Origin of the sequence: Barnesiella intestinihominis YIT 11860, assembly GCF_000296465.1 — a bacterium.
Lineage (GTDB): Bacteria > Bacteroidota > Bacteroidia > Bacteroidales > Barnesiellaceae > Barnesiella > Barnesiella intestinihominis.
In genome coordinates this window covers 276,834-296,436 of sequence record NZ_JH815205.1, presented here as the reverse complement: position 1 = coordinate 296,436, position 19,603 = coordinate 276,834, and the positions used below count along the sequence as shown (strand labels likewise).

Sequence of the window (19,603 nt, the reverse complement as noted above, 5' to 3'; positions counted from 1 at the left end):
ATGGCTATTTAACAAAAAAATCAAGAACTTTTGTTTCTTCCAAATACCCTTCGAGATGGTCTCCTATTTTTACGGGTCCTACTCCTGCCGGTGTTCCGGTAAAGATGAGGTCTCCTATTTTCAAGGTATAGAATTGGCTGATATAAGCGATGAGTTCATCGATGTGGAAAATCATATCTTGACTATTGCCTTGTTGTACTTTTACTCCGTTTATAAACAAAGAGAAATTTATATTGTCGGCTTTGGGTGTTTGTTCGGGTAATGGAATGAATTTTCCGATGGGAGCCGAGTTGTCGAATCCTTTTGCAATGTCCCACGGATTTCCGTTCGCCCTTGCTTCGGCTTGCTTGTCCCTGGCCGTGAGGTCGATGCCTACCGTTACAGAGTCGTAGTATCGATGTGCAAATTTACCGGCTATGTTTTTCCCTAATCGGGAAATGTGGAAAACCAATTCGGTTTCGTATTCGATACGGTCGGAGAATTGAGGTAAAAAAAATGGCTTCCCGTCTTTTAGTAAAGCCGTTTCGGGTTTAAAAAAAATGATGGGATTTTGAGGAGTTTCTTTTTGGTTCATCTCTGCATTGTGTCCTCTATAATTCCAACCGACGGCAATTATTTTCATGAGATTTACTTGATATTATTTAACCGATTGAACATAACGGCTAAATGAGCATAAATAGATGTGTTTTGAATAACTATATGTTTGGGAACTCGAATCCGGTAAGGGGTAAAGTTCCAAATCGCTTTGATACCTCCGGCTATCATCTCTTCTGTCGCACTTTGAGCTTTGTCTATCGGGACGGTCAATATTCCTATTTGGACACCCAACTCTTTTTGCTTTTGAGTGAATTGAGACAGGGGATATACCGGAATATGATTAATGAAGGTTCCTGCCAACTCGGGTTTGACATCGAACCCGGCAACGACTTCGAGACCGTATTGCGACAATCCCGAATCTTGCATGAGCGCGGCCCCCAAACTTCCAACTCCGAAAATGAATGCTTTGTGCATAGACGTGAATCCGAGAAATTCTTCCAGTACAGCGACTAACGAATTTATTTCATAACCGACACGGGTTTTCCCCGAAATATTGATAAAAGAGAGGTCTTTGGCTATTTTCGACGAATCTACGCCTATTTCCTTTGCTATTTGTGTGGAAGAAACATATTCTTCTCCTTTTGTTTGTAGCAATTTTATATAAGCCAAATACCACGGAAGCCTGCGAAGCGAAGGCTCCGGTAATTTAATTGTAGATTTCGAATCCGAATTATACATCTTTTTGACTGTTTGATATACAAAGATATAACAAAATACTGAATTTTGGTTCAAATATTTTTTACTCGATCCCTTAAAAGGGATCGGCGATGTATATCCTTGTCGAAGAAACAGGCTATTCTCTGCCGGTCACACAGAGTTTTTTCGAACGAGTGGTTTCGTGTTCGTTGTCGGTCGATATAATCGCTTTGTACAAGTAGATACCACCGGGAACCCGAGTTCCGCTACCGTCGGTCAAATCCCATGTAATCGGGTAGGACTTGTACATGTCGGAGAGACCTTTTCCCGTATAACGCCATACTTCTACCCCCATCAGATTATATACCGATATGGTTACGTTTATCACGGCATCCGGTCTGTTGTGTCTCAAATAGAAATTTGTCGAAGTGCTGGCCGGGTTACGATCGGCATACAAGTCATAAATAACAGGTTTTAATCCGGCCTTTACCGTAAAGCCTATTTCGGTTTCCGACGAATTGTTTTCGGTGTCCCACACTTTTAATCGTAAAGAGTGTTCCCCTTCGCTCAGTCCGCTCAAAGGGTATGCGATAAACCCTCTGCCGAATTCGCCCAATGCAGGTTGGAAGTAAGAAGATACGTCGGTATATACGGTTTTATCGTCTAAGGTAATAGTCATCTGATGCCCGATACCGGCATCGGATATGTTTATTCCCGATTCATCATACACCTCGGCCATAAACAGAGGCGATTCGTTGACCGTATCGCCGTATTTGAACTCTTCGGAGTTGAGGTAGGCAGAATATATCTGCGGACCTTCAAAATCTTCGTTCGAGTCGTCGTTAAATCCTCCTACGATAAAGTTGGATTCATTGCCGTTTCCCTCTTGACCTTCATCGTTATAGCAATATAGATTTATCAATCCCTTGTCATCGGCAAAGTTGATTTCTCTCGGGACTTTGAATGAAATTTCAAAAATGCCGTTGACGATAGAGTCTTTTCCCACATAAAGGCGGTTGCTCCTTTCTTTAAATTCTATGGCTTTGCCTTCCTCTCCATAGCCGTGGGTTACTACGGTTACTTCGGAATCATAGACCGTCGGACAGATGATACCGTTATAATCGGTCGCTTTTTCTCCGCCGGGGGTATATATCTCTCCCTTTATAGAAACGGAGTCTCTCGCTTGTATGGTCGGTGTGGTTTGAGTGATGTCATGCCCGTTTATTTCGGTTACCTTAATTTGGTAATCGGGGTATAATAATTTTAGAGCCGGATCTCCCAATAGGGTGTAGTTCAATTTGTTGCTGTCTGTTTGTGCAATGTTGCATTTCGCTTCACGCAATATGTCGCCGAGTCGTGGATACTCGTGATTTTCATTTTTTTTGAATATTTGTTGCGCTACACCACTGTTGAGATAGTGATTGTCGCTGATATAAACGACTCGGGTCGTGGTGATGAGGGCTATACCTCCTCCGTTCGGATTCAGGCAAAGGATTTCTCCACCCGATGTTTCTTCGTGATCGTAACGTCCGAAGTCACAAGTCGCTGTGATAAACAGTGGCAACCTTTTTAAATACATGGATTGAATGTCGCCTATATTCAATAAATCTTCATGTGTCCATGCCACGGTACTGCCGTGACCTATATAATCTACTACGAGAACGCCGTCATCTAAAATTTGTAATAATTTTTTCTTGGCCGAAGGGTATGTTCGTCCCGTGGAGCCTATTTCTGCCGTGTAAGCATCCGTGTAGACTTTGTTGATGAAACAGTGGGCATCGCTATTCTCCATAATGCTGCAAATCTCTTCGGCCTGTTCCATGTGAATGGCATAATTTTCATCGTCGGCGACGACAAGAACCTGATTTTTCCAAGAGCCCTTATCGTTATTCTCTATATAATTGTATAATTTGGATACCACATCTTTGGCTTCTTGTTCGCTTTTTATGGGCAAACGGCCTATATTGACACGGAGTTTATCCGACGCTATTCTATTCCCGGAATCGTCGTCGAGGAATCCGAAGTAATCGTCTGTCGTATAGGATTGACGTTCGTCTGTTCCGCTGCCGTGCTGGTATGTGAGGAGTGTGGGGTATTTCACATATTTACCGGTTTCTCCTATTTTTCGGTTATCGTATAATCCTTTTCCAAAAAGCAATAGGTATAAAGGCTCTCCGTCGAGGCCACCTTTTCGATCGAAAAACATTTTCATCAGTCGTCGATAGGCTGTCGCATCGGGTGTTCCCGAGGAGAATTCGTTGAATACGGTTTCATGGTCGATGACAGCTACCTCCATACCGTCGTTCTCATTATGCAATCGAGCGATGCTTTGGGCGTAGGAGATATATTCTTTGGGCGTGAGAATAACCATGTCGGGGGTTGTCAAACCGTGTAAATTTTGGTTAGGCACTTTTTCAATAAACTCTACCGAGGCAACGGTAGCTTGTTCGTCGAATGCAATGTATTCTTCATTTCCTTTCGTAGGTACGAAACGTGCATTACCGTTGTTGACGTTGGGTTTGATAGAAACGGGATTCAGAGGATCCGATATATCCCAGATATGAGTCGTCGTCGAGTAACCTTGCAGGTTATAGCAACTGTTCGCAGGGAGCTGACCCAGCCGGAATTGGATACTTCCGTTGTATAATTGCAATTTTCTTTTATAGTTGAACCGAAAATAATTGAGACGGGCCATAGAGAGAGAACCTCCGTTTTGTCGGAAAAGGAGCGTAAAAGCCAGTTCCTCGCTGTCGAGGTCGATTTCTTTGAGCGTCGAGGTCATTCTTACGAAGTCATAAGAACTGCTCGATCCTGCTCCTATATTGTCGGTGTTGCTCGATGGAAGAGTTTGTCCATTGCGGGCAAAGACAAGTGTGGCAGTTCCACCTAATATTTTTGCTCCGAAAGAAGTTCTTAATTTTACAGGAGAGGAATTGTCTACGCCGGGAAGTTCGAATGTAAAACTCTTAGATGTCGTATAGCGGAAATCGTCGCCTAAAAATAATCGTCCTGTCGAACCGGGAGAATATAATTCCTGTTCGTATACGGCGTGTTCGTCGAATGAAGTTATGTCCTGTAATCCGGTCGTTTGTCCCCCTTCTCGCTCGACGATGGTCGCCGATTGATTTTTACTGTCAGTCAGGAAATAATATCCTGCGGTAGAATATGTGTTTTGTTCATGGTCGTATTCTTTGGTTTTTTCGTTATACGACCATGAAATGGGGCCTTGTGCGTAGAACAATATTTTACTGTCGGTGCGTATGACGGGTAACTGATTCAGGTCGTCTATATCGTTCTCAGAAAATGTTTCGGGTAGCATGGCGCCTCCGTATCCGAAAACGGTCACGGCCGAGGGATCGGAAAATCCCCATCTACGGAGTTCCCGATAGGTGATTTGGTGAATACCGGATTCGTAAACAGCCACTTTCACCCAATATCCGTCGGCGAGTTGCGATTGGGTCGCATAACGGCTGGGGTTGAGTGCAAACGATGTCTCTATGGTAAAAAAGAGCGTGCTTATGCACAGCCATATACGCAATAAGGACAAACGGTTTGCAAAGAATATATCGTGATGTCTCGTAATATCTTTCATCGTATTTTATATAACGGGAAATCGCTCGGTTTATTGCTGAATAAAAAGCGATGCGGGTTGTTTCGTATCGCTATCTTTATTATTTTTGAGGACAAATATAGCGAAAGGTGAGAGCAGAGACAAACGGAAATTGTATTTCGGGGTTGGCTATGCCGAAACGCATCCTATATTCTACAAATATAGCGAAAGGCGGGAGCAGAGACAAATGAAAACGGTTTTTGAATTTAACTATGCGAGATTGCCTTTTATATCCTAAATTGATAGAAGAGATAAAATTACCGAAATGAAAAAAAATAATGATTGGAAAGACAGATTGAATGTAGTTTATTCTACGAATCCCGATTTCAAATTCGATAATGGCGAGGAAGATGAACCTGAAACTTTGGAACCGGGGAAACAACAGTTGCGCATATCGTTGGATAAACGTAACAGAAACGGAAAATCGGTTACGCTCGTGACCGGATTTATCGGTACGGCCGAGGATTTGAAGGCTTTGGCGAAAAAGTTGAAAACCAAGTGCGGGGTAGGAGGGTCTGATAAAGAAGGCGATATATTGATTCAAGGAGATTTCCGTCAAAAAGTATTGGAAATTTTATTGTCGGAAGGGTATCGAGCTCGCATTATTTGATTTTATGTTACATATATACAAAGCATCGGCCGGTTCGGGCAAGACTTATACCCTGACATTGGAGTATATTAAATTGCTGTTGGGATATAGGGACGAACAGGGGCGTTATCGGTTATATCGGAAGAGCGATGCACAGCATCGACGTATTTTAGCGGTTACATTTACCAATAAGGCGACCGAAGAAATGAAGCATCGTATCGTTTTCCAGCTCGATATATTGGCGCACGATACGGAGAAGTCGCCTTATGTCGATGGCTTGATGCAACTGTTCGGTTGTACGGTTGAACAGATTCGGGGTATAGCTTCGGAGACGCTGTATGTTTTGTTACACGATTTTTCTTATTTCAATATCAGCACGATCGACCGTTTCTTTCAACAAGTGCTTCGGAATTTTACCCGTGAAATTGGATTGCAGGGAAGTTTTGAGATAGAGATGGATAACGATTTCGTTACGGCTTCTGCCATAGACCGCATGTATTCCGAATTGTCCGACGTCGACCAAAAAGGTCTTCTCAACTGGCTGATACATTATGCCGAGGAGCGTATAGAGTCGGGGAACTGGTGGAGCTTGGGAAATCGATCCGAACGGAAAGACGATTTGAGAGAACTGGCAGGGGAGTTATCGAAAGAAACTTATAAATTGTTTCGTAACGAGATACTTTCGCAAATCAAGGATAAGTCGGTTCTCGACGATTATCTGAAAGAGATGCGCCGTATCCGTGTCGAGTTCGAGTCCCTTTTACGGAAATTGGGAGAGGCGGCTATGGCTGTACTCGAACGTTATGGATTGTCGCCCGATGATTTTAAGGGGAAGGGGCGTTCTTGGATTCAGTATCTTAAAAAAATTGTCGATGGAAAAGTGGAGCCTCCGACACAGACTTTTCGGGCAAATGTGGGCAATCGGGACGGTTGGTTTTTGAAAAAAGAAATACCGGCTTGTATAGATAGTCTCTATGAGGAACTTAATCCGGTGTTGCAGGAAATAGTAGATTGTTTCGGAGAACCCTACGTGCGTTACAACACAGCGGTACAAAGTTCGAAATATATTTATGCTCTGGGGATATTGGTCGATATAGACCGCCGTATCGAGGAGTACGAAAAGGAACATAATGTACTTCTCCTGTCCGATACGGCCGGTATACTCAATGCGGTTATCAACGAGAACGATGCCCCGTTCATTTATGAAAAAATAGGGACGAGGGTCAACCATTTTATGATCGACGAGTTTCAAGACACCTCCAAACTGCAATGGCAAAACTTCGCACCTCTCATAGGAGAGAGTTTGAGCCATGACCACACCGATTTGATCGTGGGTGATGTGAAACAGAGCATTTATCGGTGGCGTAACTCCGATTGGTCTTTGTTGAATGAAGGCGTTCAGTCGTTGTTCAGACCGTCGCAGTATAGCGAAAGGTCTATGAATATGAACTATCGTAGTTGTGCCTGCATAGTAGAGTTTAATAATAGAATCTTTGGCGAGGCTGCTCGTTTGTTACAGCAGAAGTTAGAGCGAGAGATCGAGGAGTCCGCTTTGGTCGAAGGGAGCTTCGATGTCAAGATAGAAAAGGCTTATGCCGATATCGGGCAGAGAGTCGCCGATTCGAATCTTTTGCGCAGCGGTCATGTTTCTGTAACGATGTGGGAATCGGATAAAAAGGAGGATTTTTATAACGAGTCCTTAGCTCGTATTCCCGATTTGTTGAGGGATTTACAGGATAGGGGGTACACCCCCGGTGACATAACGTTTTTGACGAGAACTGCCAGAGAAGGGACCATGCTTGTCGATTTGTTGTTGCGTCTGAATTCCGAGAATACCGATGGGCGTTATCGTTACGACGTTATATCGAGTGAGTCGTTGTTGATAAGAAACTCTCCTATAATCAATTTGTTGATAGGAATTTTGAGATATATTCAAGATCCTTCGATCGAATTGAACCGACTGTTGGCTGTCTATGAATATAATAGCCGAAAATTCAAGGCGTCTGATGATGCGGTTATTTTGTCTTATTTCGAAGATAGAGAGAACATCGGGAGGCATCTCGATAATGATTTTTTCTCCTTTGTCGAGAGTATTCGCAAAGAGCCTTTGTTCGAGATGTGCGAGCGGATTGTTTCTTATTTTTCAGATGAGGGGGCTGACGAAGGTGAACGGGTGTATATACAGGCTTTTCAAGATTATGTTTTGGATTATTGTCGGACACATACGGCCGACTTGGGTTCGTTCTTGTCGTGGTGGGACGATAATGAGGATAAGTTGTCGGTGACGACTCCGCAGGAGCAAGATGCCATGCGGGTAATGACTATACATAAATCCAAAGGCCTTGAATTTAAAGTCGTAATCATTCCTTTTTGTAATTGGAGTTTGGATCATCAGTCCAATCAAACCAATTTTGTCTGGTGTCATACTCATGAAGAGCCTTTTTCTCGTATTCCGGTGCTACCGTTACGATATGGTAGCAGTTTGGCCCAGACCTACTACGCAACCGAGTATTTCGATGAAAAGATGTATGCTTGTATCGATAATCTGAATATCGCTTATGTCGCTTTTACCCGGGCGGAAGAAGAATTGCATATTTTTGCTCCGGCTGTTAAAAATAAAAGCGACAAAGGGCGTTTCGGCAGTATCTCGGCAATGTTGGGTGAAGTGTTGTTCCCGGAGGGGAACGATGGCGGCGACCTTCATTATGAGGCCGGAATCGATTGGCGAGCCGAGAAAAAAAAGAAAAACGTTTCTGCCGTACCGGCTTTTCCTGCCGGTATATATCGCTCTATCGAACCGGGAAATCGGTTGCACTTGCGATTGCAAGGGAAGGGCGTTTTCGGTGAGGGGAAGGATCGTACATACGGTACGCTCATGCATCGCATTTTGAGTCAGATAGAAACTCTCGATCGCGTCGACGATACGATTGCTGCGTTTGTCCGTTCGGGAGAGCTTTCCGAGTTGGAGTCGAAATCGATTCGTGAGGATATAAATCGTTGGCTTGCCGACGAACGGGTGAGTTCGTGGTTCTCGCCGGGGGTGAACGTGTGGACGGAAAGGGAAATTTTACAGCCCGATGGTTCGTTTTATCGTCCCGACCGGGTTGTCGAAACGGACAATGAGGTTATTGTTGTCGATTATAAATTCGGGAATGTGGAACGTGCCTCATACAAAAGACAAGTAAATACTTATACTTCCTTGATTGAAAAGATGGGATATGACCGAGTGTCGGGATTTATTTGGTATGTGTCTCTTGGGAAATTAGAACGGGTTTAAAATATTTAATTTATTTTGGATAAACGGAATAAATAATAGAAATTTGTTCCGTTTTTATTGTATTATTCTAATCGCTCGATAAGATGAGATTCATTACAGGATTGTTGGTGACCGGGTTGCTGTCTTCTTCGGTATTTAAAGTAGGTGCGGTCGCTCCTAAATCAGAGGTTAACGATACGATTGTCGATTTAAGACCGCTCGTTTACGAACAACCGTTTCAGAGGAAAGCCGATAAAATTACCGATGCGAAGTGGTTCCAGATGACCTACGTGGGAGTTCCGTTGGTTATTGCCGGTTTGTCGGTGAAACATGGCAGCGAGCATTTTCGTCAACTTAGAGAAGATTTTGTTCCAAATTTTCATTACGGTTATGACGATTATCTGCAATATGCTCCGGCCGTAGTTATGTTAGGGTTGAAAGGATTCGGTGTGGAAAGCCGCAGTTCGTGGGGACGTATGTTGGTTTCCGATGCTTTTTCCGTGGCTATAATGGCTTCGGTTGTCAATACCATTAAATATACGGCTCATGTGCGTCGACCCGATAAAAGTAATTATAAATCCTTTCCCTCGGGGCATACGGCTACTGCATTTATGGCGGCCATGATGATGCATAAGGAGTATGGCGATCGTAGTCCGTGGTATAGCATTTCGGCTTTTACAGTCGCAACGGCTACGGGAATTAGTCGGATATTGAATAATCGGCATTGGTTGTCCGATGTGTTGGCGGGAGCCGGTATCGGTATTCTTTCAACGGAATTAGGCTATTATTTGGCCGATTTGATTTTTAAGGATAAAGGTCTTAATTTCGAATCTCCCCGGTATTATCCTTTGTTGGAAAATCCCTCGTTTGTAGGGCTTTATATGGGTTTTATATCCGGGTTGGGAAGTATAGATATAGGTAACGGACTTCGAATAAACACGAATATAGGTAGCCGTATGGGTGTCGAAGGAGCTTATTTTTTCAATAAATACATAGGTTGCGGCGGATTGGCGACGGTGTCCAATATCCCCGTATCGCTGAATAATCGTCCCGATGTCACGTTAGAGGCGATAGATGAGAGTCGGGTTATGGCAGGGGCTTATTTCTCATATCCTTTTACAAGACGTTGGAACTTGGGGTGTAAGGCGTTGGCTGGATATAGTTATATACTGGACCGCTCGATTGGTCGTGACGAGATAAAATTGGGAAATAACGGGTTTGCTTGGAGTGCAGGCGTGTCGGTTGGTTATGTGTTGAAGCGCAATTTCGGGGCAAGACTGTTTTGCGACTACTCGTCTACCTCGACTTCGTTGGGCTTGTCTCCCTCTACCGAACTGGGTATCATGGATATTTCGTCGAAAAATCGTACGATCCATGCTCTCACATGGGGAGCGACGGCGAATATTCTGTTCTAAGGAAGTGTGGAATTACATAAGTATAGATATAAAGAAAGCCGTATCGATCGATACGGCTTTCTTTATATGTCGAATAAAAAATTTTAGAAAGGATGTCTTTCGTCCGATACCGTCAATTTAGCACGACCTTTGGCGCGACGGCTGGCTAATACACGACGACCATTGGCAGTCGACATTCTCAGGCGGAATCCGTGTTTATTTATTCTCTTTCTGTTTGAAGGTTGAAATGTTCTTTTCATTGCCGTTATATTTTATCGTTATTATTCTTTTTTCGGACTGCAAAAATAGATACTTTTTTTTAATAAACCAAGAGATAATCTATTTTTGGGGTTTTCTTTTTGAGATTTTACCGATTTAATTTACTTTTGCATTTGGAATCGTCAGAAACAAAGAATAATATAAATCCAAAATAAAGTAATAAAGACAAGTATGATTAACTCGCAAGACATTAAAAACGGAACTTGTATTCGTTTGGACGGAAAACTCTATTTCTGTGTAGAATTTTTACATGTAAAACCGGGTAAGGGCAATACGATTATGCGTACCAAATTGAAAGATGTGGTATCGGGTCGAGTGCTCGAACGCCGTTTCAATATAGGCGAAAAGCTGGAAGATGTTCGTGTAGAACGTCGTCCGTATCAATTCTCTTATAATGAAGGAGAACATTATCATTTTTTGAATCAAGAAACGTGGGACGACCTTATCATCAATAAGGACTTGATTACGGGGGTAGACTTTTTGAAAGAAGGCATGGTTGTCGAAGTCGTTTCCGATGCTTCTACCGAAACTGTTTTGTTTGCCGAGCTTCCCGTAAAGGTGCAGCTGGAAGTTACCTATACCGAACCCGGTTTGAAGGGCGATACAGCGACCAATACGACTAAACCGGCTACGGTGGAAACCGGGGCTACGGTGCGTGTTCCTCTTTTTATAGAAACGGGAGAGATGATTGTTGTAGATACTCGCGACGGTTCTTATATCGAACGTGCGAAATAAGATTGAATCTAAATAAGATGTATGAAACGGAGTTCACCATAAGCGAACTCCGTTTTTTTATTTTCTTGAACTCCTTTCCTCTATGGACATAGAGGTTTTTTCGGTTCAGTAAAAAATTCGAGGGGATAGACCTAAATTTTAGCGAATGCGATGGGATTGCATTTCACCCTCTCCTCTGCCGTGTCCCGTAATGTTATGGGGTACGGCGGAGGAGAGGGTGAACTTTTTTCTTTATGGTTTGGTGTTTTTGTAGTGAGCGGGAACTATTCAACTTTCTCCCCTGTTGCGGACAATAGGGGAGAGACCAAAGGAACAGTAGTTTCTGAGGAGAGGGGTTGGAAAGATAGGATAAAATTTTGATTGTATGTATTAACCCCTCCGTCACTGCGTGCCACCTCCCCTATATTTTGCTGTGCAAAACACCCCGTAAGGCTACGGGACACGGCAGTGGAGGAGTGTGTGAATACCCCGCAATGCCGCAGGTATAGGAGAGGCGCTTAAAGGATTATTCTCCTTTTGGGGTGTAAGGATATATTTTACACTTCTCCCTTGCCGTGTCCCATGCTTTACGGGGATTCGCAATACGATAGGGAAGAAACGGTAGTGCCGAATGTAACCTTTGTTCTCTCTGTTTTTTATGGAATATGGTATGCGTCTCGACAAAAATCTTAGAAGCTGTTTTAATTTATTCCGATACAGATTGAGACCTATGTTGAAGCAGATTGGAGTCCGAGATATGCAGCCAATAGTGGGCTATTGACAAAAATCAAGGGATTCAAGATGCAAGACAGAGACTCAATATGGCCGGAACATACCAGCTTGAAATGATAATATTATTTCTCAATAAATTTAAAACAGCTTCTTAAACAAGTTTGTTTTTATGCATTCGACTTTACCTATATTTGTATAATGTAGGATTTGTTTCGGCATAGCCAAGCTGGAAATATGATTTCCTCTTGTCTCTGCACTCAACTTTCACTATATTTGTAGAATATAGGATGCGGTTCGGCAGAGTCAAATCGGAAATGAGATTTCCGTTTGCCTTTGCGCTCACCTTTCTCTATATTTGTCTCAAACTGAATAATTGTCGTTATGCCTTATTTTTCGATCATAATTCCGGTATATAATCGTCCCGACGAGGTCAATGATCTTTTGGAAAGTCTGTCGAAACAGACCTATAAAGATTTTGAAGTGATAATAGTAGAAGACGGTTCGACGGTATGTTGTGCCGATGCCGTGAAAAGATATGCTAGTATAGTGGATATACACTATTATTATAAAGAAAACGAGGGTCGAAGTATAGCCCGTAATTATGGGCTGGAAAGAGCCGTGGGGAGTTATTTCATTTTTTTTGATTCGGATTGTGTGATTCCGGAAGGTTATTTCGAGGCTTTAAATGCAGTATTGAATCGGCATTATACCGATTGTTTCGGCGGGCCCGATGCTGCTCACGATTCGTTCAGTGACGTTCAGAAGGCAATAAATTACTCGATGACGTCATTCCTGACGACAGGAGGAATCAGAGGCGGAAAAGTTCAACTTGAAAAATTTACGCCGAGAACATTCAATATGGGATTTTCGAGAGAGGTTTATGATCGAGTCGGGGGATTTAGAGAAATGTTCAGTGAAGACATCGATATGAGTACCCGCATTCGTCAGGCCGGGTTCGATATATCTCTTATCCGCGATGCGTTTGTCTATCATAAACGAAGAATTAGTATGCGTTTGTTTTTCAGACAGATTTATATCTTCGGCATGTCGCGCATTTCCCTTTATTTACTCTATCCTGATACGTTGAAACTGGTTCATTGGTTTCCGGCATGTTTTGTCATAGGCACGTTGGCCATGATAGTCGCCTCTTTTTTCTGGTGGCCGGCTATCTTGCCGTTAGCGATGTATTTGTTTGCTGTTTTCTTAGTTTCATGGTGCGTGAACAAACGGTTGAAAATAGCAGCCTTGTCGGTAGTCGCCAGTATAATACAGTTGGGGGGATATGGCATGGGTTTTCTGAAAGCGTTTTTTTATAAAGTTCTGTTAGGCAGAGGTAGGGACGAGGCAGAAGAGGTGCGTTTGCGAAAAGGAAAATAGCAATGGACAAGAAAAGAGAGAAACTGAAAATTACCGAATGGGCAATCGAGGACCGTCCTCGTGAAAAGATGATGCTACACGGTATCAGGGCGTTGAGTAACGCCGAACTTATAGCAATTTTGATAGGTTCGGGCAATGTCGATGAAACAGCGGTTGAACTCTCCCAACGTATACTCAATTCGGCTGGAAACAGCTTGAACAACTTGGGTAAATACGGAATGGACGATTTTGTAAAGCCATTTAAGGGAATAGGAGAAGCTAAGGCTATTACTATTATGGCTGCTCTTGAAATAGGTCGGCGGCGTCGCGACGAAGAATTGCCCAGACGACCTTCGATAAGCGGCAGTGCCGATGTATATAATTTATTGAGGGGACAGATGATAGACTTGCCTCATGAAGAGTTTTGGGTCTTGCTGCTTAATCGGGCCAATCGGGTGATAGATACGATCAAAGTTAGTCAAGGGGGAACTTCTGCGACGGTGGTCGATGTAAAATTAGTTATGCGATCGGCTTTACAGCAATTGGCATCGGCTGTTATTTTGTGTCATAATCACCCTTCGAATAATCTTAATCCCAGTCAAGCCGATGATAAAGTAACCGAAAAAATAAAGTCGGCTGCCGCTTTATTCGATATTTCGGTTCTTGACCACATCATTGTCGGTGAAGATGGTTATTTCAGTTATGTCGACGAAGGGCGTTTATGAAGTAGTGCCTATTTACTGTTTATTTTCATATAACTCTGTCAAGTGCTTGATAACGACTTCTCCCATTAATTGTTGTCCGAGAGCGTTGGGATGCAGTCCGTCATAAAGATATTTATGCTCTTTGGCTTCAACGGCTTCTGTAATACCCGATTCTTCATACATGTTGATTGCCGGACAGTTCAGTTTTTCTCCGGCAAGCAGGATAGCATCGACAAACATCGGTAATTTTTGGGAATGAGAAGAACGCTGGATCGGAGTCAGCAATACGATTTCGGTATCGGGACTGTATTTACGAATGATGGAGACAGCCCAGTTTATAGCTCCATATAAAGTTTTTCTGTCTGCCTCTTGGTAGGGCTTGTCCAGTTCCGATGGATCTCCGATAGGCTTTCCGTTAGAACTGTCGTTCGTTCCGCAGGATATAATGACAATAGTCGGGTCGAATGTAGAATTTTTAGTTTTTAATCCGGTCAAAGGAGCAGGGGTGGAAGTATGGAATTTTTCTCCTTCGGCTTCCGATATAATTTCACCTTCGGGTATTATCAGTTGTAAAAACCGATATACTTGATTGGATATGACATTATTTGTGTGTACACCGTCGTATACGGGTTTCGGATTCGTATCGACAGTTGTCCCTTGATAGTCGGTCCATTGGGCTCCCGACACGGCCAGGTTGGTTAGTTCCATGTCGAAATGTTGGGCTGTGATCCATGCCCATGAATCTTTGGGCGCTGTGATGCTGTTGCCGATGGCGACCATTTGTTTTCCGTATAGGGGTTGACAACAAACAAGGAGCATGGAAACTAATCCGGCTGTAATAATGAGATGGAAGATGTTTTTCATTTTATAATATGAATAAAACCTGCTACATTTCGGTAACAGGTTTTGTAAAAAAAGATTAATTCCTAATTTTTATTTCTTTGCAGAAGTATATCGCTTATTCAATAGTTCGACCACTTCGTTGGTTATGTCATATTGAGGATTGATATAAAGCGTGCTGGCATTATTGAAGATAGCCTCGTATTTCTTTTCTTTATTATATTCTTTGATAAAGAGATTGATCGAGTCGTTCATTTGCATCAACATTTTTTGTTGTTCCAGCATATTTTCGTTTTCCAATCTTTGAGCATATTCTTGCAAGTCGGCAGCCTTTTTTTCCAATCGTTGATATTCTTGTTGGGCTCTTTCGGGAGAGAGGAAAGCGTTATTTTGATATTTACGTTGAAAATCGTCTTGTTCTTTCTTCAATTGTCTCGCTTTTTCGTTGATGGATGCTCTTGCGTTTTCTTGCTTGTTGATCATCTTTTCATTTAGATCTTTGGCATAGTTGTATTTTGAAAGCAAAGAATCTACATTAATATAGGCGATAGGCAGTTTGCCTCCGTAAGAAGAAATAGTAGTGTCATCGCTTACGGATTGGTTTGGAGCAGCCTGTTTATTGCCGCATTGTACCATCAATAAAGAAAGGGCAACCACAGTTGTAATCCGGATTGCAAGGGTGAATGTTTTCATAATTCGTATTTATCAGTCTAAAAATTTATATTGCGTTTACCAGATCATTTTTTCCGTTCTAGGGCATCGGTCGATACAGCACAAACGATTCCTTTATTTCGTAAATGCCGGTTGTCGCTGATGTGCGAACTCGGGAAACGACCTCCTTTCACGAAGAAAACTCTTATTCCCAAAAGAACGACAGCCACTGCAACAAACCCTACGGTAAAAAGTAAAATATTCCACATTTTGACTATATTTGATTTCATCGAATATAGACCGAGGTTCGGAGTGAAAAATGGACTTGTCCATTTTGTCCTTCTCTTACCTTTCACTATATTTGTATAGTAAAACAAAGATAAGCAATATATAGCAAAAACAAACTCATTGATTGTGCTTTTACATTATCTTTGTTTTGCAAAGATAGGAAAGGAAAATGTGATTTCGGTCGAAGAATGGAAATATTTTGCCGACAGAATCGGCAAAAGAGTGAATTTTAACATAAATTTCTTCGAATGCAGAAAGTTTAGCAGTGATCAAATTGCAACTAAAATATAAAAAGTATGGACATAAAAGAGCTGAAACCGACATCAATTTGGCACTATTTTGATGCGATAACCGGGGTTCCCCGCCCTTCGAAAAAGGAGGAACGTATTCGTGAGTTTTTATTGAACTTCGCTAAGGAGCAGAACCTTGAAGTAAAGGTTGATAAAACCGGGAATGTAGTTATTACCAAAGAAGCTACTCCGGGTTGTGAAGGAGCTCCTACGGTAATATTGCAAGCTCACATGGATATGGTGTGTGAGAAAAACGGAGATGTGAAGCATGATTTTGAGCGAGATCCTATCGAAACGTATATAGATGGAGAATGGGTGAAGGCTCGCGGAACGACATTAGGGGCCGATAACGGTATAGGTATGGCGGCAGCTATGGCTGTTCTTGCCGATAAAGAGTTGAAGCACGGACGGATACAAGCTCTGTTTACGGTCGATGAGGAGACGGGCTTGACAGGAGCTTTCGGATTAGAGTCCGGAATGATCGATGGCAAATATTTATTGAATCTCGATTCGGAAGATGAAGCCGAGATTTTTATCGGCTGTGCCGGAGGTATCGATACGACATCGGCTTTTACATATAAGCAAGAAGCATTACCCGCCGGTAAATTTTATTTACGTGTCGAGGTAAAGAATCTTTTGGGAGGCCACTCCGGCGGGGATATTCATTTGGGTCGAGGAAACGCCAATAAATTGTTGGCTCGTTTTTTATGGTTGTGTATGCAACGTCACGAAGTGCATTTGTGTGCTATCGACGGTGGTAATTTGCGCAATGCCATACCGCGGGAGGCAATGGCTGTTATCGCGGTAAACCCCGAGGAAAAAGAGGCTGTTCGAGCCGAGTTGAATCATTATGCTGCCGATGTCGCTGCTGAACTGAGCGGAGTTGATCCCAATGTGACTGTGGACATGGTGACTGCCGATACTCCCGAATTTATGATAGAGGATAAAGTTGCACGTGCTTTGATAAGCGCTCTTTATGCAGCTCCTCACGGAGTAATAGCCATGAGTCATGATATAGAGGGCTTGGTGGAGACTTCGACCAATTTGGCATCTGTTAAAATGACCGAGCCGGGTAAGATTGTCGTGGCAACCAGTCAGCGCAGTTCGGTAGAGTCGGAGAAATACGATATCGCTTATCAAGTTGAGTGTCTGTTCCGTTTGGCCGGAGCTGAACCTTCTCATGGCGACGGGTATCCGGGCTGGAAACCCAATATGCACTCTCGCATTAAAGATATTGCAGTCGAGGCTTATCAAGAATTATACCAACAGACACCTGCTATCAAGGCTATTCATGCCGGATTGGAGTGTGGATTGTTTTTAACGAAATATCCTCAGCTCGATATGATTTCATTTGGTCCTACATTGCGGGGAGTTCATTCGCCCGATGAGAAGATGCATATTCCGGCGGTAGAGAAATTTTGGAACCATTTGGTTTTGATTTTGGAAAAAGTTGCGTTGGAATAACGTGTTGAGGGAGAGACGGGAATTTTGAAAAATATCTCTCCATTTATTCGAACAAAAAAGAGGGAAGCCGATTAATCGGCTTCCCTCTTTTTTGTGTTATGGTCTAATGATTATTTCATGGCGAAATTAAAGTGCTGTGCAGCTTCTTGATAAGCCATTACACCCGCTTGCGAGAGTTCTATGATCATGTCGTTTCCATCGACTCCCGGCATTTTTACATGATTGTCATCGACGAATGTCATAAACTTCGTCGTTTCGCCATTGGCAGAAACAGACCAAGAGTTGTCATTGCTATCGAACACGAACCCGATAGTCGTATTGTCTTTTTGATTGGTAATCGTATAACCGTTTTCATCGGTCGTTACTAAGTAAGTATCTCCATTTTCTCCTTTTACTTCTTTTGTCGATTGAGATACAAGATTTTCACCGCTCCAAAATTCGATGGAGTTCAATACAAGAATATCGGCAACTACTGTCAATTCATATACGGGGATAATGTGGAATGCGATGAATACAAGTTCGTTTACGAATTTATTGCCTACACCTTCGTTCCAGCCGAGTACTTTATTAGTCAATTTAAATGATCCGATACAAGAAGAAAGACCCAGCGATACACACAACGCTATGGCAACAACCATGTTTAATTTGTTCTTTTTCATAACTTCAATTTTTAAGTTAGTAATATGTTTATGTACAAAATAATACAAGAATGAAAACAAATGTTCCTATTGATTATGTCGGGATATAGCTTACTTTTGTATTCTATTTATACAAATATACGAATTTTTTGGAGAATGTGATTTTTATAAAGGAATTTTTTCTTGGTATATTTTGTAATAGCGTAAAACTTCATGGACATAGGCTACGGTTTGTCTGCCTTTGAAATAGCCAAATTTACAAACTTCGTCATTGAAATATTCAGGGTTGCTTTTAAGTAAAACGAATTCACTCACGTTTTTATCCCATACATGGGGATTTTTCCCATATTTCTTAGCGAGAGCCATAGCGTCGAGTATATGTCCGAGCCCTCCATTGTAAGCCGCCAATATAAATTTTATGCGTTCATTTTTATCTTCGATATCAGCAAGACTCTTATTGAGAGATTGGATACTTTTTACAGCCGCACCGATATTTTTTTCGGGATTGGTTATTTCGTTCATGGAAACACCGAATGCCTGAGCCGTACGAGGCATCAGTTGCATAAGCCCTCTCGCTCCGGCCCATGATACCGCCAAAGTATCGAAATGGGATTCGTTATAGGCTTGGGCGGCAAGTATGCGCCAGTCCCAATCTATTTGCTTGGCATATTTTTTAAAAAGAGGGTCGTAGATAGATATTTGTCCTTTGGGTATGGATAGTACGGCCGATGCCGGTAAAGTTTTACTCAGTTCGAAATATCGGCGGGAAATACTTCGGTAAGAGTCTGATTTGTGGTTTTCCTTTACCCATTGGTTTATAGCATGAGCGAGGGATTTGGAGTGTTTGTTTACCGCCCATGAAGCTCTTTGCGGGAAACTGACTTTCAGATGAATGTCTATGTTGTTATAGTAGGTACGATTCAATTGCGCGAGGTTATTATCGGCCAAAGTGTAAGGTATCTCTCCCGTAGAGACCATTTCTATAAGTTCCTCGGTAACGACTGTATCTTTGTCGATATGATGTATATGTATCCCGCCGCCGAGTTCATCGTTGAGGTTTTTGATTCGGTCTTCGTATTTAGATCCTGCTTCGACATAAATATCTTTCCCGATTAAATCGACAACGTCGTTAACCATTTCGTTTTTAGGTTTTCGAAGTTGAATCAGCACTTGGTGAGTGATGTTTTCCGCTCCGCAATATAACCATTCATTCTTGGCATCGCCGATAATGGGCATTTCATAAGCTATAATATCACCCTCGCCTTTTTGTAACATTTCGGTGAGGCGCTTGATGTTGTCGGCGACGATGACTTTCGTTTTTAGGTTGTGGTGATCTGCGAATTGTTTGATACGCTCGTATTCGTATCCCATTTCTTCTCCACGATAAATAAAGTAGGACGTGGAGCTATACAATGTCAAGACACGTAATTCTCCACGCTGGCAGATAGAATCGAAATCGTTCAAGACATTTTCCGACGAGTGCTGTTTGTTTCCTCCACAAGCCGAGACGAAAATCAGCACGAAGAGTATATATATCCAATAGGATATTGCCCTCCGCATGATTT

16 protein-coding genes are annotated in these 19,603 nt (G+C 42.5%); 7 read left to right on the top strand and 9 right to left on the bottom strand.

All coding sequences use genetic code 11. From position 1 onward, the window contains the following. Nucleotides 1-4: 4 nt before the first annotated feature. From HMPREF9448_RS10180 to porU, 3 genes are all read right to left on the bottom strand, one after another. A complete protein-coding gene (locus HMPREF9448_RS10180) occupies nt 5-622 on the bottom strand; it encodes a fumarylacetoacetate hydrolase family protein (protein ID WP_008862483.1) in 618 nt (205 codons plus the stop codon). A 5-nt stretch (nt 623-627) separates the two neighbouring features. Next, on the bottom strand, nt 628-1,275 hold the full coding sequence (locus HMPREF9448_RS10175; RefSeq protein WP_008862482.1) for a redox-sensing transcriptional repressor Rex: 648 nt from the start codon (nt 1,273-1,275) through the stop codon (nt 628-630). A 115-nt stretch (nt 1,276-1,390) separates the two neighbouring features. Beyond that, nucleotides 1,391-4,825, bottom strand: coding sequence for a type IX secretion system sortase PorU (gene porU, locus HMPREF9448_RS10170; RefSeq protein ID WP_008862481.1), 3,435 nt, complete (start codon nt 4,823-4,825; stop codon nt 1,391-1,393). A 283-nt stretch (nt 4,826-5,108) separates the two neighbouring features. Here porU and HMPREF9448_RS10165 point away from each other — a divergent pair, with 283 nt between their 5' ends. The 3 genes from HMPREF9448_RS10165 to HMPREF9448_RS10155 all read left to right on the top strand — a co-directional run bounded on the left by HMPREF9448_RS10165 (nt 5,109) and on the right by HMPREF9448_RS10155 (nt 10,103). Then, nucleotides 5,109-5,453 (top strand): translation initiation factor, encoded by a 345-nt coding sequence (locus HMPREF9448_RS10165; RefSeq protein ID WP_008862480.1) that lies wholly within the window; start codon nt 5,109-5,111, stop codon nt 5,451-5,453. Nucleotides 5,454-5,457: 4 nt separating this feature from the next. After that, on the top strand, nt 5,458-8,709 hold the full coding sequence (locus HMPREF9448_RS10160; protein WP_008862479.1) for a UvrD-helicase domain-containing protein: 3,252 nt from the start codon (nt 5,458-5,460) through the stop codon (nt 8,707-8,709). An 83-nt stretch (nt 8,710-8,792) separates the two neighbouring features. Next, the gene (locus tag HMPREF9448_RS10155; RefSeq protein WP_008862478.1) at nt 8,793-10,103 is read left to right on the top strand and encodes a phosphatase PAP2 family protein; all 1,311 of its coding nucleotides are present in this window, start codon (nt 8,793-8,795) and stop codon (nt 10,101-10,103) included. An 83-nt stretch (nt 10,104-10,186) separates the two neighbouring features. On the opposite strand, the gene rpmH is transcribed toward HMPREF9448_RS10155, so the two are convergent. Continuing rightward, nucleotides 10,187-10,342 (bottom strand): 50S ribosomal protein L34, encoded by a 156-nt coding sequence (gene rpmH, locus HMPREF9448_RS14465; RefSeq protein WP_008862477.1) that lies wholly within the window; start codon nt 10,340-10,342, stop codon nt 10,187-10,189. A 190-nt stretch (nt 10,343-10,532) separates the two neighbouring features. On the opposite strand from rpmH, the gene efp reads away from it, so the two are divergent. The 3 genes from efp (at nt 10,533) to radC (ending at nt 13,888) form a co-directional block, all read left to right on the top strand. After that, nucleotides 10,533-11,096, top strand: coding sequence for an elongation factor P (gene efp / locus HMPREF9448_RS10150; RefSeq protein WP_008862476.1), 564 nt, complete (start codon nt 10,533-10,535; stop codon nt 11,094-11,096). Nucleotides 11,097-12,188: 1,092 nt separating this feature from the next. After that, nucleotides 12,189-13,184 (top strand): glycosyltransferase, encoded by a 996-nt coding sequence (locus tag HMPREF9448_RS10140; protein ID WP_008862474.1) that lies wholly within the window; start codon nt 12,189-12,191, stop codon nt 13,182-13,184. 2 nt (nt 13,185-13,186) lie between these two features. After that, nucleotides 13,187-13,888, top strand: a complete 702-nt coding sequence (gene radC / locus HMPREF9448_RS10135; RefSeq protein ID WP_008862473.1) for a RadC family protein — start codon at nt 13,187-13,189, stop codon at nt 13,886-13,888. Nucleotides 13,889-13,900: 12 nt separating this feature from the next. On the opposite strand, the gene HMPREF9448_RS10130 is transcribed toward radC, so the two are convergent. The 3 genes from HMPREF9448_RS10130 to HMPREF9448_RS10120 form a co-directional block, all read right to left on the bottom strand. Continuing rightward, complete coding sequence (locus tag HMPREF9448_RS10130) at nt 13,901-14,731, bottom strand: SGNH/GDSL hydrolase family protein (protein WP_008862472.1); 831 nt, start codon at nt 14,729-14,731, stop codon at nt 13,901-13,903. A gap of 69 nt (nt 14,732-14,800) precedes the next feature. Continuing rightward, nucleotides 14,801-15,400 carry an OmpH/Skp family outer membrane protein gene (locus tag HMPREF9448_RS10125; RefSeq protein ID WP_008862471.1) on the bottom strand — a complete coding sequence of 200 codons (600 nt, stop codon included), beginning with the start codon at nt 15,398-15,400 and terminating at the stop codon, nt 14,801-14,803. A gap of 44 nt (nt 15,401-15,444) precedes the next feature. Next, nucleotides 15,445-15,627: a hypothetical protein gene (locus tag HMPREF9448_RS10120; RefSeq protein ID WP_040296225.1), complete on the bottom strand. Its 183-nt coding sequence runs from the start codon at nt 15,625-15,627 to the stop codon at nt 15,445-15,447. 315 nt (nt 15,628-15,942) lie between these two features. Here HMPREF9448_RS10120 and HMPREF9448_RS10115 point away from each other — a divergent pair, with 315 nt between their 5' ends. Continuing rightward, nucleotides 15,943-17,400, top strand: a complete 1,458-nt coding sequence (locus HMPREF9448_RS10115) for an aminoacyl-histidine dipeptidase (RefSeq protein ID WP_008862469.1) — start codon at nt 15,943-15,945, stop codon at nt 17,398-17,400. Between the two features lie 110 nt (nt 17,401-17,510). Here the strand turns inward: HMPREF9448_RS10115 and HMPREF9448_RS10110 are convergent, their stop codons facing one another. Then, nucleotides 17,511-18,059 (bottom strand): DUF3332 domain-containing protein, encoded by a 549-nt coding sequence (locus HMPREF9448_RS10110; protein WP_008862468.1) that lies wholly within the window; start codon nt 18,057-18,059, stop codon nt 17,511-17,513. 144 nt (nt 18,060-18,203) lie between these two features. Beyond that, nucleotides 18,204-19,598, bottom strand: coding sequence for an MltF family protein (locus HMPREF9448_RS10105; RefSeq protein WP_008862467.1), 1,395 nt, complete (start codon nt 19,596-19,598; stop codon nt 18,204-18,206). Nucleotides 19,599-19,603 lie beyond the last annotated feature (5 nt).

Bases quoted from the DNA above. Each gene is read 5' to 3' on its own strand.
- HMPREF9448_RS10160 (WP_008862479.1), top strand. From the start codon at position 5,458: ATGTTACATATATACAAAGCATCGGCCGGTTCGGGCAAGACTTATACC.
- HMPREF9448_RS10180 (WP_008862483.1), bottom strand. From the start codon at position 622: ATGAAAATAATTGCCGTCGGTTGGAATTATAGAGGACACAATGCAGAG.
- porU (WP_008862481.1), bottom strand. From the start codon at position 4,825: ATGAAAGATATTACGAGACATCACGATATATTCTTTGCAAACCGTTTG.
- HMPREF9448_RS10110 (WP_008862468.1), bottom strand. From the start codon at position 18,059: ATGAAAAAGAACAAATTAAACATGGTTGTTGCCATAGCGTTGTGTGTA.
- rpmH (WP_008862477.1), bottom strand. From the start codon at position 10,342: ATGAAAAGAACATTTCAACCTTCAAACAGAAAGAGAATAAATAAACAC.
- HMPREF9448_RS10125 (WP_008862471.1), bottom strand. From the start codon at position 15,400: ATGAAAACATTCACCCTTGCAATCCGGATTACAACTGTGGTTGCCCTT.
- HMPREF9448_RS10165 (WP_008862480.1), top strand. From the start codon at position 5,109: ATGAAAAAAAATAATGATTGGAAAGACAGATTGAATGTAGTTTATTCT.
- HMPREF9448_RS10120 (WP_040296225.1), bottom strand. From the start codon at position 15,627: ATGTGGAATATTTTACTTTTTACCGTAGGGTTTGTTGCAGTGGCTGTC.
- HMPREF9448_RS10105 (WP_008862467.1), bottom strand. From the start codon at position 19,598: ATGCGGAGGGCAATATCCTATTGGATATATATACTCTTCGTGCTGATT.
- radC (WP_008862473.1), top strand. From the start codon at position 13,187: ATGGACAAGAAAAGAGAGAAACTGAAAATTACCGAATGGGCAATCGAG.
- HMPREF9448_RS10175 (WP_008862482.1), bottom strand. From the start codon at position 1,275: ATGTATAATTCGGATTCGAAATCTACAATTAAATTACCGGAGCCTTCG.
- HMPREF9448_RS10140 (WP_008862474.1), top strand. From the start codon at position 12,189: ATGCCTTATTTTTCGATCATAATTCCGGTATATAATCGTCCCGACGAG.
- HMPREF9448_RS10115 (WP_008862469.1), top strand. From the start codon at position 15,943: ATGGACATAAAAGAGCTGAAACCGACATCAATTTGGCACTATTTTGAT.
- efp (WP_008862476.1), top strand. From the start codon at position 10,533: ATGATTAACTCGCAAGACATTAAAAACGGAACTTGTATTCGTTTGGAC.
- HMPREF9448_RS10130 (WP_008862472.1), bottom strand. From the start codon at position 14,731: ATGAAAAACATCTTCCATCTCATTATTACAGCCGGATTAGTTTCCATG.
- HMPREF9448_RS10155 (WP_008862478.1), top strand. From the start codon at position 8,793: ATGAGATTCATTACAGGATTGTTGGTGACCGGGTTGCTGTCTTCTTCG.